The organism is Brevundimonas sp., from assembly GCF_052436175.1.
GTDB lineage: Bacteria > Pseudomonadota > Alphaproteobacteria > Caulobacterales > Caulobacteraceae > Brevundimonas.
On the sequence record NZ_JBQVNM010000074.1, the window covers coordinates 1 to 13,432 of the forward strand.

Below are 13,432 nucleotides of genomic sequence, written 5' to 3' on the forward strand. Positions count from 1 at the left end.
GTCCGCCCCCGCGCCGGCCCCGACGGGAGGTCCGGGATGAAACGGGCCGTCGCCGTCCGGGTCGTCGGACCGTTGCACTGGATCGTCATTCCCAGCCTGATCGTCGCCGGCGTCTCCGTCCTGCTGGCCACGCCGTTCGAGCTGTTCGGGCTGAAGCTGCCCGAGCCGGTTTCGGCCGTGGTTCTGGCCTTCGCCTGGCCCCTGATCCGGCCTTCGATCATCGGGCCGGTGGTGCTGTTCTTCCTCGGTCTGTTCCTGGACCTGGTGTGGGGCGGGATGCTGGGCGTCTGGCCCCTGGCCCTGCTGGCCGTCTATGTGCTGGTCCTGCTGTCGCGCAATCTGCTGTCGGGGCAGGAGACGACGATCCTGATGCTCTGGTACGGCTGCTGCACCCTGCTGGCCTTCCTGATCGCCTATCTGGTCGTCAGTCTGGATGCGAGCAATGCGCCGAGCCTGTTCGCACTGGTCGGTCAGGTCGTGCCGACCCTGATCCTGTGGCCCGCCGCCTGCTGGATGCTGGAGCGGTTTGACGACGGGGACACCCGTTTCCGATGAGCAGCGAACCGTCGATCTTCTTCACCGACGTCAACGAACGTCAGGGGTCGTTCCTGAGGCGCACCTTCGTCGTGGGCGGAGCGGCGGCCCTTGGGGTCGGGGCGCTGATGGTGCGGCTGGGTCAGCTGCAGGTCGTGCAGGCGGACGAGTACGCGACGCTGGCGACCAACAACCAGTTCAACTTCCGTCTCACGCCGCCGCCGCGCGGACGGATTCTGGATCGCAACGGCGTGGTCATCGCCGGCAACCGGCCCAGCTTCCGCGTGCTGGTCGTGCGCGACGAGACCAAGGACCTGGACCAGACGCTGGATCTATTGGGGCAACTGCTTCCTGACACCCTGAACCGGCGCCGGACGATTATCCGCGAGGTCAACGCCGCGCCGCGCTTCTCGCCCGTGCCGGTCAAGAGCGACCTGACCTGGGAAGAGTTCGCCAAGGTCAACCTCTACGCCAACGAGTTGCCGGGCGTGATGGCGGACATGAACCAGGCCCGCTATTACCCGTTCGGCGGCGCCTTCGCCCACGTGATCGGCTATGTGGCCAAGGTGTCGGATCGCGACGTCAAGGCGATGAAGGATGCGGGCGAAACCCCGCCGCCGATCCTGTACAACCCCGGCTATCGTATCGGCCGCTCAGGGCTGGAAAAATCGCTCGACAAGGCGCTTCAGGGCGTGGCCGGCGGCAACCGGGTCGAGGTTGACGTGCGCGGCCGGGTGGTGGCCGAGGACATCGGCGGCTCGCGTCCCGCCGTGCCGGGCGAGGACGTGGTCCTGACCCTGGACGCCGACGTGCAGAACCGGGCGCTGGAGGTGTTCGACGTCGAGAGCGGATCGTGCGTGGTGATGGATGTGCGCAACGGCGACATCCTGTGCATGACGTCGTCGCCGTCGTTCGATCCGAATCTGTTCGTGGGCGGGGTGCCGACGAGCGTCTATCGCGCCCTGGCCGACTATGAGCGCAAGCCGCTGCTGGACAAGGCGATCGGCGGCACCTTTCCGCCGGGCTCCACGTTCAAGCCGACAACGGCCTTGGCCCTGTTGCAGGCCGGGGTGGATCCGTCGATCACCGTCACTTGTCGCGGAAGCTGGCGTACGGGCAACAGAACGCAGCGCTGCTGGGGCGTTCACGGCGTGCAGAACATGCACGACGCCATCAAGAACTCTTGCGATGTCTATTTCTACGCCCTGTGCAACCGGGCCGGGGTGGATGTGATCGCCGACACGGCGCGCAAGGTCGGCTTTGAGCAGACATTCGATATAGGCGTCGGCAACCAGAAGAAGGGGCTGCTGCCGACCACGGACTGGAAGCGACGCACTTATCCGAAGGACCCCGTCTGGCATCCCGGCGAGACCACGTCTGTCGCGATCGGACAGGGGGCGGTCACGGTGAACTGCCTGCAACTTGCCGTGATGACCGCGCGGCTGGCGAACGGGCGCAAGGCGCTGGTGCCACGACTGATCAAGTCCGTCGGCGGGGTCGAGCGACCCAGTGGGGCGGCAGTGCCGGACCTGCCTTTCCCGCGCGAGCATATCGAGATCGTCAGGCAGGGCATGATCGCGGTGGCCAACGACCGTTCTGGCACAGCCTATCGCCAGAGCCAGCTGGGGCTCGGCGACATCCAGATGGCGGGCAAGACCGGAACGGCCCAGTCCCGGGACTATGGTTCCGGTTCACGCAAGTCCGACGTCTGGGCCAAGAAGGATCACAACCTGTTTGTCGCCTTCGCGCCTATTGATGCGCCGCGCTACGCGGTGGCGGTCATCATCGAGCACGGGGGCAAGGGGGGAGCGACGGCCGGCGCGCCGCGCGCGCGAGAGATCATGCGAACGGTGCTTCTGAAAGACCCGGAAATGCTGGAACGCATCCAGAGGCCGCCGCCACCGGAGCCGCAAGGTCCGGCCACGCTTGAAGACCCCAACTTCGGCGCTGCCCCGGAGCAGGCGGTGTCCACGCCCGCGGATCGGAGCGGAACGACCGTTCCGACACCGGAGCTCAACCCTGATCCGTTGCAGGTCCCGCAATGACCGCCTCCGCCCTGACCAGGCCCGGAGAGCGCGAGCGGCTTTCGAGCAAGATCGCCGGGATCGACTGGCGGCTGGTCGGGCTGATCTGCGTCATCGCGGGTTCCGGCATCGCCATGCAGTATTCGATCGCGGGCAGCAGCTGGCAGCCTTGGGCGCTGAACCAGCTGATCCGCTTCGGCGGCATGCTGGCGGTCATGCTGGGCCTGGCCCTGGTGCATCCGCGCTGGTGGTTCCGTGCGGCCTATCCGCTTTACGCGGTGCTGATGGTCCTGGTCCTGATGATCGAGTTCACGCCGCTGGGCTATACGGCCGGGGGGGCGAAGAACTGGCTCAACCTGGGGTTCATCCGCATCCAGCCGGCCGAGTTCATCAAGCTGGGCCTCGTTCTGGCCCTGGCCCGCTGGTACCACAACCAGACGGCCGAAGAGGCGCGCTGGCACTGGAAGCTGATCGTGCCCGCGGCCATGGTCGGCATACCCTTCATCCTGATCGCCAAGCAGCCGGATCTGGGCTCGGCCATGGTCATCGGCCTGACCGGGGCGGCGGTGATGTTCATGGCGGGGCTGAGCTGGCGGATCATCGCCACCCTTGCGGTCGCGGCCGTGGCCATCGTGCCGCCGTTCGTGATGTTCGGCATGCACGACTATCAGCGGAACCGGGTCCTGACCTTCCTGTCGCCCGAGAGCGATCCCACAGGCACGGGATACAACATCATCCAGTCCAAGATCGCCCTTGGCTCGGGCGGCTTCCTGGGGCGGGGCTATGGGCTGGGCAGCCAGAGCCAGCTGGAGTTCCTGCCGGAGCGGCAGACCGACTTCATCTTCTCGACGGTGGCCGAGGAGTTCGGCTTCGTCGGCTCCTGCTTCCTGTTGCTCTGCTATGCGGCCGTCATCCTGATCTCGCTCAGGATCGCGTCTCTGGCGCACAGCCATTTCTGTCGTATCGGGTCGGCGGGGATGATCGCCTTCTTCGCCCTGTTCGTGCTGATCAACGGGGCGATGATCATGGGGCTGGCGCCCGTAGTGGGCGTGCCGATGCCGCTGTTGTCCTATGGCGGGTCGTCGATGATGACGCTGATGATCGGCTTCGGCTTCATCCTGTCGACGCGGGTGCACCGCTACGCCGAGCTGCCGAAGAGCCAGGGGCTGTTTTAGGCGGGACAGCATCAAGTCCGGGGCCTGGGGTCGGCGTCGCTGCGCTCCTGGCCCGAGGATGACGGGACTACAGGGACGCCGCCCAATCCGTCGCGCGGACGAGGCTGTCGATGATGCCGGGTTCGGAGGAGGCGTGGCCGGCGTCGGGGATGACGTCCAGCCTCGCCTCGGGCCAGGCGCGGTGCAGGTCCCAGGCGCTGGTCATGGGGGTGACCACGTCGAACCGGCCCTGGGCGATCCAGCCGGGAATATGGCGGATGCGGCGGATGTTGTTCAGGATCCAGTTCTCTTCGGGGAAGAAGCCGCCGTTGACGAAGTACCAGCACTCGATGCGGGCGAAGGCGACGGCGAAATCCGGGTCGGCGAACTTGTCGGGGCGGGCGCCGGGGCCCTCGACGCTGACGGTTTCGCCCTCCCAGCTGGACCAGGCGACGGCGCAGCGGCGGCGCTCCTCCAGATCGGGACCGGTCAGGCGTTTGTAGTAGGCCGCCATCAGGTCGCCGCGCTCGGCCTCGGGAATGGGCTCGACGAACCGCTCCCAGGCGTCGGGATAGAGCATGGAGGCGCCCTCCTGGTAGAACCAGCGGAGCTCGGGCTTGCGCAGCAGGAAGATGCCGCGCAGCAGCGGGGCCGTGCAGCGTTCCGGATGGGTGATGGCGTAGGCCAGCGACAGGGTGGAACCCCAGGAGCCGCCGAAGACCGCCCATTTGTCGATGCCGCAGCGTTCGCGCAGCCGCTCGATGTCCTCAATCAGGGTCCAGGTGGTATTGTCCGAAAGGTCGGTCTGCGCGGCGTTCGGCGTGGACTGGCCGCAACCGCGCTGGTCGAACAGGACGACGCGGTACTTCGCCGGGTCGAAATAGCGCCGCATGCCCGGGTTGACCGCCCCACCCGGCCCGCCGTGCAGGACGACGACCGGCAGGCCCTGGGGGTTGCCGCATTCCTCGTAGTAGATGCGGTTGCCGTCGCCGGTCTCCATCCAGCCGAAGGCGAAGGGTTCGATCTCGGGATAGAGGTCGCGGCGGGCGGTCTCGGGAGCCGTGAAAGCCATACGGGTACGGGGGTCTCTGCGACGGTCAGGCGACGTCTGTTCGGTTCCCGAATGCGGCAAAGGCGAGCAAAAGCCAAGCAGCGATCATGAGCAGCCCGCCGATGGGCGTGATCATCCCCAGCGCGGTCACGCCCGTCCAGCCGATGGCGGCCAGCGACAGGCAGAAAACCAGTCCGCCGATCAGGGCCAACCAACCGGCCAGACCGACGAGCCGGTCCCTCGACGGCCAGGCGGCGCAGGCCAGGGCCAGCAGGGCGTGGACGATCAGGTAATGGCTGCCGGTCGTCAGCAGGGTCTTGATCGCCGGTCCGGCGCCATGGGCGGCGAAGGCGCCGAGGGCGACGGCAAGGGCGCCGCTCAGGCAGGCGGCGAGGACGAGGGGGCGGTTCAGGGTCATGGGCCGAAGTTAGACCACGGCGACGCGCGCGTCTGCTATCCAGCGGCATGGATTCGTCGAGGCGCATGGCGCTGCAATTCATGCTTCTGTTCGGAGCGAACGGGGTGGCCCTGCCGTTCGCGGCCCTGTGGTTTCACGCCCAGGGGCTGGACGGGGCCAGGATCGGCGTCCTCTTGGCCGCCCCCATGCTGGGGCGGCTGGTGACGGGGCCGCTGATCGCGGTGTGGGCCGACGGCTTTCGCTATCGCCGGACCGCGCTGGCGTTTCTGGGCCTGACCAGCGCCGCCGCCTATGGGCTGACGATGCAGGTTGAGGGTTTCGCCTTGTGGGCGCCGCTGTGGTTCGTGGCGGCGACGGCCTCGGCGGCGATGATCCCCCTGACAGACGCCATGACGGTGCGGCTGTCGCAGAAGGAAGGCTTCTCGTTCGCCTTTCCGCGCGGCTGCGGCTCGGCGGCCTTCGTGGGCGCAAACATCATCATGGGGGCGCTGCTGACCCGGACAGGCGTGGACGCGGTGCTGATCTGGGTGGTGGTCGCGGGCGTGGCCATGGCGGCCTCGGCGCGCTGGGTTCTGCCGCCCGAGCCGGTGACCGACGGCGGAGCGCCGACGCGCAAGCGGGACCGGTTCCGAGGCCTGGGACGGCTGGCGCGCGATCCCGTCTTCATGGGAGCAGTGCTGGCGGTGGGCTGCGTCCAGTCCAGTCACGCCTTCTACTACGGCTTCTCGGCCCTGGCCTGGAAGGCGCAGGGTATTCCCGAGATCCAGACCGGCCTGCTGTGGGCCTTCTCCGTCGTGGTCGAGATCGGGTTGATGTGGTGGGGCGAGCCGTGGCGGCGGGCGCGGGGGATCGGGCCGCTGACCCTCCTGGCGGTGGGATCGGGCGCGGCGGTGGTGCGCTGGGCGGCCCTGTCGTTCGCCCCGCCGCTGTGGATGCTGTGGCCGCTGCAGACGCTGCACGCCCTGACCTTCGCGGCGACCTTCCTGGCCGGGGTGCAACTGGCGTCGAGGCTGGCGCCCGCCGACAGCCAGACGGCGGCCCAGACCCTGGGGTCCATGCTGTCGGCGGGGGTGCTGATCGGGCTGGCGACCCTGGCGGCGGGGCCCCTGTACGACGCGGTCGGGGTGCAGGGCTATTCGGCCATGGCGGCCCTGGGGGCCTGCGGCGGCCTGGCCGTGCTGGCGCTCAGGCGCACGCGCGCGGCGGTCGGTTAGGTCTGGATCAGTTCGCGCGGGCGCGGGGCAGGGGAGACAGGTGTCGGGCGATGGCGGCGGCGGCGGCCCGGACGCCCTTGTCCAGGGTAATCTGACCCACGCCGGCGGGAGCGCGTAGAAGGCCGACGGCCGGCACATCGACGTCATCGGGCAGGCTGGTCAGGACGCTGTAGAGCAGGAAGCCGCCCGCATCGTCTTCGTCGTCGGAACTGGCGTCGGCGGCGAGGCCGGCGTCCTTGAGAGCACGGACCATTTCGGCCACGGGGGCCGTCGTGCGGGCCAGGGCGGGGCCGGTCTCGGACAGGCGGTGAGCGCCGTCCAGGGTGCGGTTCTCGGCTCGCATCTGGACCCGGAAGCCATCGCTGCGCCGGGTGCGGCCGACCAGAAGAACGGCGCGGCAGTCGGCCTCGCGCAGATGGCGGCTCAGCAGTTCGGCCAGGCGGGCCGGTTCGCCCGCCGCCACGGGAACGGTGCGGGCGCCCGCCGGATGCCAGATGGCGCCCGACAGATCCTCGACCGCGTCCCAGCCTCCGTCGGCCACGTCATAGGCGCAGATGACGATCGACGGCCTGCGGTCGGGCCTGGTCTCTGAGGAGGCAAGCATGAACCCTGCTGGTCGTATGACAATGATGTGACGAACGCCCGCACCGTGTCGGCAAGCGACCCCCGCCGTCAAGACGAAAAGCGATGGAGGCGAGGGCCTGATCTATCCCAGGTCGCCGACGGCCGCGTCCAGCAGGAGGAAGGCGCGGCCGCCGTCGCTGCCCAGGGCCTGGAGCACGGCCGAGCGGTCGCGGCCATGGCCGTCCAGCAGGCGGGCGTAGGCGCGGACGTAGCGTTCGGAATCGGTCCGCAAATCGGGATCGCTGATGACGCGGCGAGACACGCTGCGAACGGCTGCCGGGGCCACGCGGCGCACGATCTGGCGGGCCCGCTCGGGATCGCGGTCGGCCAGGGCGTCGGCCGCCTCCTGAACGCGGGAACGGGGCAGGAGGGCGTTGGGATCGACCCCCATGCGGCGGATGGCGGCGGTGATGCGGTCGGCCATGGCCTCGGCGTCGGCGGCCTGTGGCTCTTCGCGCGGGGCCCGGCCGGCGGCAGGAGCGTCGTCGTCGCCGACCAGGTCGTTCCAGCCCATCGGTCCGGTGGGGGCGGTCGTCGCTGGAGGCGGGGTTTGGGTCGACGGCACGCGCGGCGCGGCCGGGGTGGGGCGCATGGCGAAGTCATCGCCGGAGGGTTCGAGCCGAAGTCGGCCTCGCAGGCCGGGCTCCTGAGGCTCGGGCGGGCGCGAACGGACCGGGCGCTCGTCGGATGGGGCCAGGGCCGGCTCGCGACGCCGCGCGGCGGCGCCGTCGCCCGACACCACGCCCATCAGGCGCACGGCCTCCGTCAGCATGTCGTAGTTGCGGCGGACCCGCTCCTGGAAGGCGACATCGAGGGCCTCGGTGTCCTCGGCGGCCTTGCGCGAGGCGGCGGCGAGGGCGGCGAGGCCGTTCTCGACGGTGGTCTGGACCTCGGCGGCGCGACGGCGGGCCTCCTCGGGCAGGCGGGCGGCGCGTTCGTCCATCTGGCTGACCGTGCTCTCGATCTCGGCGAGGGCCTGGGTCATCCGGTCCATGGTGCGTTCGAGGCGTTCGACGGCGCTTTCCCCCGCCGCGTCCACCAGATCAGCAGTCTGGGCCACGATGCGGCGGGCGCCGGCGATCCGGTCCTCGGCGGCCTGATCGGCCTTCTGGGAGGCGTCGAACAGGGCCTCGCCCAGGCGATCGGCGCGAAGCTGGGCCTGGTTGGCGGCGTCGATGGATTCCAGACGGCTCTGTTCGGCGGTGGCCTGCATGGCGGCGAGGGCGCGGCGCGTCTCCTCGACCAGGGTGTCGCGCGCCTCAGCGGCCAGGGCCTCGAAGCGGTCCAGGGCGGTCTTGGTCGCGGCGTCGAAGCTGTCGGCCTCGCGCTGGGACATGTCGACCAGAGCGCGGAACTGGTCGGTCGCGGCCTCAACCAGATCGCGGATGGTTTCGGCCGAGCGGGTCGAGGTCTCGTCCAGGGCGCCGGCGGCTGTGCGGCTGGCGTCGAGCTGGGCGATGAGCTGGGCACGCTGGCTTTCGACCTGGGCGGAGAAGTCCTCCTGATCGGTGCGCAGGGCGTAGGCGGCGGTGACCAGGGCGGCGCGCTGCTGGCCGAGGCCTTCCTCCACCGACTGGATCTGCTCGGTGACGCCGGAGCCGGCGTTCTCCAGCCGAAGGGTCTGGCGGGCCAGGTCGTCGGCGGCGAGGCGGGCGGCGTCCTGGGCCTCTCCGGCGGCGGCGGCGAGATCGGCGGCGCGCGCGGCGAGGGCGGCCTCGGCCTCGCGCAACTGGGTCTGGGCCAGGTCTGAGGCATCCACGATCATGCGGGACTGGCGCTCCACCGAATCCAGGACATTGCTGGACTGGGTGTCGAGGTGGAGGCCGAGAGCCTGCATTTCGTCACGCTCGGCGGCGAGTTGTTCGGCCAGTTTGCGGGCCGTGACCCCGGCGACGGCGGCGGCGTCGTTCAGTCGCGTGGTTTCCTCGCTCAGGGCCTGGCGCAACAGGGTCATGTCCGTGTGGGCGCGCTGGGCCGCCAGGCTGGCCTGGTCGATGTCGTCGCGGAGGGTCTGGAGCACCTGGCCGGTCTGCTGGGCGGCCAGGGCGGTCGGGGCGACGAGCGCCTCGGCCAGATCCCGCGCCCGCCGGGTTTCGGCCGCCAGCCCCGCACCCTGACGCACGGCATGGGCCAGAAGGATGGCCAGGCCGACCGGCGCCAGCGCGAGCAGGGCGTAGATGGCGATGCGCAGCGGATCGACCGTGGAGCCCGCCGCCCCGAACTCATAGGCGGCGAGGGCGGCGACGCCCCCGACCCAGAGCGCCGAGGCGAGGCCGGCGAGGGGATAGGCGTGGCGGGCGGCGCCGGTGATACGGGCCTGCGGCAGGGTCGGGGCAGGGGATGCGGGCGGCGCGAGGGGCTGGCCGTCCGCGAGCGCAGGCGCAGCGACATAGGGGGCGGGGGGCGCCTCGGCGCTCCGGGCGAAGACTGGGGTGGCCACGGGCGTGTCGGCCGGGGGTTCGGCGATCTCCAGGTCGGCGCGTTGTTCGGCCTGGCGTTGTTCCTCCATCAGGCGACGGCGGCGGCGCTCGGACATCGGTCGTTCGGGCGGGGTCGGCGCGACCTCCGCCGGACCTGACGCCGGGGCTTCGATAGGGGTCTCGACGGGCGCCTCGGCCGGCGCGTCGGCGGCCTCGGTCCCTCCGGACGGCTGGGCGTCGGGCTCGGGGTCGGACAGATTGAGGGGCGGCCGCTGGCGGGATTTCATCAGGCGTCGTCTCGGTCGAAAGGAGGCCGGCGGCGGGGAGAGCTCGCCTGGCGCGCGAACCCTAACGCCTGATCCCGCGTCCGCAAAGCCGCGACGGTCGGATCATCCGCATTTGAGACGGGGCGCAATCGGGCCGTGCGGCCGGTTCGCCCCCCGGCGCAACCGATGGGATCAGCAAGCCTCGCGCGAGTGGTCCGACGACGGGGCCTGGCGGCAGTCGGAGACGCGGTGGATTTCCTGCTCGGTCTTGGGGGCGGTCTTGAGATCGACGCCGAAGGGCGAAAGCGCGGCGGCGGCCAGCAGGGCGATGAAGCCGATGAGCAGTTCGATCAAAGCCTGCACTGCGAACCCTCCCTGCCTATTCCCCTGACACGACCATGATGCGCCAAAACGGTGGTGCTTACAATCCGCCGGGCTTCATCGGCGGAATCGGCCTTTGCGGTGGGACGACGGCGGTGCACCATTGTCACGGTTCTGGACCACAAAGGCGCGAATGCCCGAATCGACGACCCCCTCCGCCGGCTATTCCGGCAGCCTTCTGACGCCCGGCGACACGGTCTGGCGCACAGAGACGGCCGACCGGCTGTCGGTGCTGATGGAGAACGACGCCTATTTCGACGCCCTGTCGGCGGCGCTGGACCGGGCGGAGCGGTCGATCGTGGTGCTGGGCTGGCAATTCGACCCGCGCACGCGGCTGGACCCCCAAAGCCCCATGGGCGACCGCCAGACCGAGATCGGCCATAAGCTGCGCATGCTGGTGCGGACCCGACCGGACCTGGATGTGCGGCTGCTGATCTGGCATTCGCCGCTGCTGATCGCAGCGTCGCAGGGCTTTTATCCGCACAAGGCCCAGCGCTGGTTCAGGAAGCGGATGGTCGAGTTTCGGCTGGATCAGCCGGGCATGCCGGGCGCCTGTCACCATCAGAAGGTGGTGGTGATCGACGACAGGCTGGCCTTCTGCGGCGGTGGCGACATCTCGACGGATCGCTGGGATACCGAGAAGCACTATGACGACGATCCGCGCCGGTGCATGCCCTCGGGCGTGATCAGCGCGCCGCGTCACGAGACGATGACGGTGATGTCGGGCCCGGCGGCGCGGGCGCTCGGCGACCTGGCGCGCGAGCGCTGGTTCCGCGCCACCTGGGAGCGCACCGTGCCGGACGAGGTCGTGACCGATCCCTGGCCTCCCGAAATCGAGGTGCAGATGCGCGACGTGCCCGTCGGCATCGCGCGCACTGAGCCGAAGTCGCGCGGCCGGCATGAGGTGCGGGAGAACGAGCGGCTGCATCTGGAATCGATCCGACGCGCGCAGCGGCTGATCTATCTGGAGAACCAGTACTTCACCTCGCCCGCCATCGCGGCCTGCCTGGCGCAGCGGCTGCGGGAGCCGGACGGTCCGGAGATCGTGCTCGTCTCGACCGGCAACAGTCCCAGCTGGTTCGACAAGATGACCATGGATACGGCCCGGTCGGAGGTGCTGTATCGTCTGGAAAGCGCGGACGAATATGGTCGGTTCTTCGCCTTCGCGCCGCGTACGGCCCAGGGTGAACGGATCATCGTCCACGCCAAGGTCTCGATCATCGACGATCAGCTGCTGCGCGTCGGATCGACCAATCTGAACAACCGGTCCATGGGTCTGGACACCGAATGCGACGTGGCCATCGAGCCCCAGACGGAGGGGGGGCGGCAGACCATCCGCGATTTCCGCCACCACAGCATCGGGCATTTCATCGGGGTGGAGGCCGCCGACTTCGCCGCAGCCGAGGCGGTGATGGGCTCGGTCGGCAAGGCCATCCAGACGTTCGACACCGGTCGGATGGAGACCCTGGGCGCCGTGCCGCCGTCCAGCCTCGAGCGTTTCATCGCCGAATGGCAGCTGGGCGACCCGTCCTCGGTCGACAACGCCTGGCGGCCGTGGAAGCGGCGCAACCCTTCGCAGCGCCAGGCGGGCGGCGAGTTCAGCCGGCTGCGGGAACGCTAGGCGGTCCGGGTCTCGATCTCGAAGTCCACGACCAGGGGCAGGTGGTCCGAGGCCGCGCGGGCCATGGGCGAGTTGGGCACCGACGCGCCCGTGATGCGGATATCCGGGCTGACGAAGACGTGGTCGATGCGGATGGCGGGGAAGCTGGACGGGAAGGTTTTGAGGCTGGGCTTCAGACCGAGGCGGCGCTGGGCGTCGTCGAGGCGGGCGGCGAGCACCTGGTAGGGACGGGTGATGGAGGTGGCGTTGAAGTCGCCGGTCAGCAGGGTCGGGCCGACGCAGTCGGGATGGCCGATCCAGCCGGGGCCGACCAGGGCCTCGGCCTGAAGCCGTTGTTCGCGCGGGACGAGGCCCAGATGGGTGTTGAAGACGTTCAGCGTCGTCCCGTCGATCTCGATGGCGGCCCAGAGGGCGCCGCGCGGCTCCAGCCCCGGGACGCCGCGCACCGTGGGCAGGGCGCCCTTCTTGACCAGGCGCTCGGGCAGGGCGGTCAGCAAGGCGTCGCCATACTGTTCGGTCTCGATGGTCATGGCGGCGTTGAAGTGGACCGACATCGCCAGTTCCCGCGCGATCGCCTGGCACTGATCGACATGGCCGGAGCGGGCGCGGCCGACGTCGAGCTCCTGAAGGCAGACGATGTCGGGCGCCTGTTCGGCGATGACGGCGGCGATGCGGGCCACGTCCAGCTTCTTGTCGACGCCGAGGCAGCGATGGACGTTGTAGGTCAGGAGGCGGGGCATGGAATCCGGTCTGCGGGCGGCGTCGAGCGCCTCATGCGCCGCGAATGCGACAGGTGAAAGACCATCGGGCGCCGGGAGGCGTCACATCTCGACCAGACGGTTCGGCAGCTCATCGGGATTGAGGGGGCGCGGCGGGAAGTGTTCGGCCAGGACTCCGCCGACCTGGGTGACCGCGGCCTCGAAGCCTTCCGCCGGCGCGCCCCGGCGCATGGCGGCGGTCAGGGTGTCGACCGCGTTGGCCCAGACGTCGCTGTCGACCCTGGCGTGGATCCCCTCGTCCGCGATGACCTCGACCCGCCGCTCGGACAGGGCGGCGAAGATCATGACGCCGGTCCGGTCGCGCGTCATGTGCAGGCCGTGGGCCATGAACTGGCGCAGGGCCGCCTTGCGCACCCGCGCCCGGCGCAGCGCGCGCGGCGTCAGCAGCCGGCGAATGGGTGGCCAGCAGGCGATCAGGAAGACCAGCACGAACACCAGGGCCTGAAGCACGGCATAGGCCGTCAGGGTGCGGGCCAGGAGGCCGTCGCGCGCCGCCAGCTGCGCCGCCTCCCAGCTGTCCCCGACGCCCGGGACCCAGGAGGGCTCGAAGCCCAGGGGGATGAGCAGCATGGGCGCGAGCAGGGCCGCTGCGGCCGCCCAGCCGAGGGAGACGTCGCGATAGGACGACACCTCGCGCGCCAGAACGCAGAAGATCTCGCCGGACGTGGCGTGTTCGGCCACGAGGATGGCGTTGGAGACGCGCGCGCTGTCCTCCGGCGAAAGGACGCCCTTGCCGTTGTTCGAGGTCACCATCCGCCCGAGGCTCCGCCGCCGCCGAAACTGCCGCCGCCGCCGGAGAAGCCGCCTCCGCCGAATCCGCCGCCGCCGCTCCGGAAGCCGCCGCTGCCTCCGCCGCCTGAACTGGCGCTGTGGCGCAGGGCCTCGGCCGCCGTCCAGACCAGGATCGAGCCGAGGTCGCCGCGGCGTCGCCGGCCGCCGCCGCGCG

General features: G+C 70.1%; 13 protein-coding genes. 5 read left to right on the top strand and 8 right to left on the bottom strand.

What is annotated here, in order from left to right:
* The 3 genes from ACT6QK_RS13300 to rodA all read left to right on the top strand — a co-directional run.
* Window positions 1-555, top strand: a 555-nt coding sequence (locus ACT6QK_RS13300) for a hypothetical protein (protein WP_444598304.1), incomplete at its 5' end; no start/stop codon positions are given.
* Window positions 552-2,579 (top strand): penicillin-binding protein 2, encoded by a 2,028-nt coding sequence (gene mrdA, locus ACT6QK_RS13305; protein ID WP_444598305.1) that lies wholly within the window; start codon window positions 552-554, stop codon window positions 2,577-2,579. The genes ACT6QK_RS13300 and mrdA, both read left to right, overlap by 4 nt.
* Entirely contained in the window at window positions 2,576-3,733 is a 1,158-nt protein-coding gene (gene rodA / locus ACT6QK_RS13310) for a rod shape-determining protein RodA (RefSeq protein WP_444598306.1), read from the top strand. The genes mrdA and rodA overlap by 4 nt, the downstream gene beginning before the upstream one ends.
* 67 nt (window positions 3,734-3,800) lie before the next feature.
* Here the strand turns inward: rodA and pip are convergent, their stop codons facing one another.
* Both pip and ACT6QK_RS13320 read right to left on the bottom strand, forming a co-directional pair.
* A complete protein-coding gene (gene pip, locus ACT6QK_RS13315) occupies window positions 3,801-4,784 on the bottom strand; it encodes a prolyl aminopeptidase (RefSeq protein WP_444598307.1) in 984 nt (327 codons plus the stop codon).
* A gap of 25 nt (window positions 4,785-4,809) precedes the next feature.
* Window positions 4,810-5,181, bottom strand: coding sequence for a DUF423 domain-containing protein (locus ACT6QK_RS13320; protein ID WP_444598308.1), 372 nt, complete (start codon window positions 5,179-5,181; stop codon window positions 4,810-4,812).
* 65 nt (window positions 5,182-5,246) lie between these two features.
* On the opposite strand from ACT6QK_RS13320, the gene ACT6QK_RS13325 reads away from it, so the two are divergent.
* Window positions 5,247-6,395, top strand: a complete 1,149-nt coding sequence (locus ACT6QK_RS13325) for an MFS transporter (protein WP_444598309.1) — start codon at window positions 5,247-5,249, stop codon at window positions 6,393-6,395.
* A 7-nt stretch (window positions 6,396-6,402) separates the two neighbouring features.
* Here ACT6QK_RS13325 and ACT6QK_RS13330 read toward each other — a convergent pair whose 3' ends face one another.
* The 3 genes from ACT6QK_RS13330 to ACT6QK_RS13340 form a co-directional block, all read right to left on the bottom strand.
* Window positions 6,403-6,999, bottom strand: a complete 597-nt coding sequence (locus ACT6QK_RS13330) for a hypothetical protein (RefSeq protein ID WP_444598310.1) — start codon at window positions 6,997-6,999, stop codon at window positions 6,403-6,405.
* Between the two features lie 102 nt (window positions 7,000-7,101).
* Window positions 7,102-9,726 carry a tipN gene (locus ACT6QK_RS13335; protein ID WP_444598311.1) on the bottom strand — a complete coding sequence of 875 codons (2,625 nt, stop codon included), beginning with the start codon at window positions 9,724-9,726 and terminating at the stop codon, window positions 7,102-7,104.
* A 171-nt stretch (window positions 9,727-9,897) separates the two neighbouring features.
* Window positions 9,898-10,068: a hypothetical protein gene (locus tag ACT6QK_RS13340; protein WP_444598312.1), complete on the bottom strand. Its 171-nt coding sequence runs from the start codon at window positions 10,066-10,068 to the stop codon at window positions 9,898-9,900.
* 151 nt (window positions 10,069-10,219) lie between these two features.
* On the opposite strand from ACT6QK_RS13340, the gene ACT6QK_RS13345 reads away from it, so the two are divergent.
* Window positions 10,220-11,707 carry a phospholipase D-like domain-containing protein gene (locus tag ACT6QK_RS13345; protein ID WP_444598313.1) on the top strand — a complete coding sequence of 496 codons (1,488 nt, stop codon included), beginning with the start codon at window positions 10,220-10,222 and terminating at the stop codon, window positions 11,705-11,707.
* Here the strand turns inward: ACT6QK_RS13345 and ACT6QK_RS13350 are convergent.
* From ACT6QK_RS13350 to ACT6QK_RS13360, 3 genes are all read right to left on the bottom strand, one after another.
* The gene (locus ACT6QK_RS13350; protein WP_444598314.1) at window positions 11,704-12,447 is read right to left on the bottom strand and encodes an endonuclease/exonuclease/phosphatase family protein; all 744 of its coding nucleotides are present in this window, start codon (window positions 12,445-12,447) and stop codon (window positions 11,704-11,706) included. The genes ACT6QK_RS13345 and ACT6QK_RS13350 overlap by 4 nt on opposite strands.
* A gap of 81 nt (window positions 12,448-12,528) precedes the next feature.
* Window positions 12,529-13,239 (bottom strand): TPM domain-containing protein, encoded by a 711-nt coding sequence (locus ACT6QK_RS13355; RefSeq protein WP_444598315.1) that lies wholly within the window; start codon window positions 13,237-13,239, stop codon window positions 12,529-12,531.
* On the bottom strand, window positions 13,233-13,432 hold a 200-nt coding region (locus ACT6QK_RS13360), incomplete at its 5' end, for a hypothetical protein (protein WP_444598316.1). The genes ACT6QK_RS13360 and ACT6QK_RS13355, both read right to left, overlap by 7 nt.

Coding starts and splice junctions, on each gene's coding strand:
- mrdA (WP_444598305.1), top strand. CDS start 552: ATGAGCAGCGAACCGTCGATCTTCTTCACCGACGTCAACGAACGTCAG.
- rodA (WP_444598306.1), top strand. CDS start 2,576: ATGACCGCCTCCGCCCTGACCAGGCCCGGAGAGCGCGAGCGGCTTTCG.
- pip (WP_444598307.1), bottom strand. CDS start 4,784: ATGGCTTTCACGGCTCCCGAGACCGCCCGCCGCGACCTCTATCCCGAG.
- ACT6QK_RS13320 (WP_444598308.1), bottom strand. CDS start 5,181: ATGACCCTGAACCGCCCCCTCGTCCTCGCCGCCTGCCTGAGCGGCGCC.
- ACT6QK_RS13325 (WP_444598309.1), top strand. CDS start 5,247: ATGGCGCTGCAATTCATGCTTCTGTTCGGAGCGAACGGGGTGGCCCTG.
- ACT6QK_RS13330 (WP_444598310.1), bottom strand. CDS start 6,999: ATGCTTGCCTCCTCAGAGACCAGGCCCGACCGCAGGCCGTCGATCGTC.
- ACT6QK_RS13335 (WP_444598311.1), bottom strand. CDS start 9,726: ATGAAATCCCGCCAGCGGCCGCCCCTCAATCTGTCCGACCCCGAGCCC.
- ACT6QK_RS13345 (WP_444598313.1), top strand. CDS start 10,220: ATGCCCGAATCGACGACCCCCTCCGCCGGCTATTCCGGCAGCCTTCTG.
- ACT6QK_RS13350 (WP_444598314.1), bottom strand. CDS start 12,447: ATGCCCCGCCTCCTGACCTACAACGTCCATCGCTGCCTCGGCGTCGAC.
- ACT6QK_RS13355 (WP_444598315.1), bottom strand. CDS start 13,239: ATGGTGACCTCGAACAACGGCAAGGGCGTCCTTTCGCCGGAGGACAGC.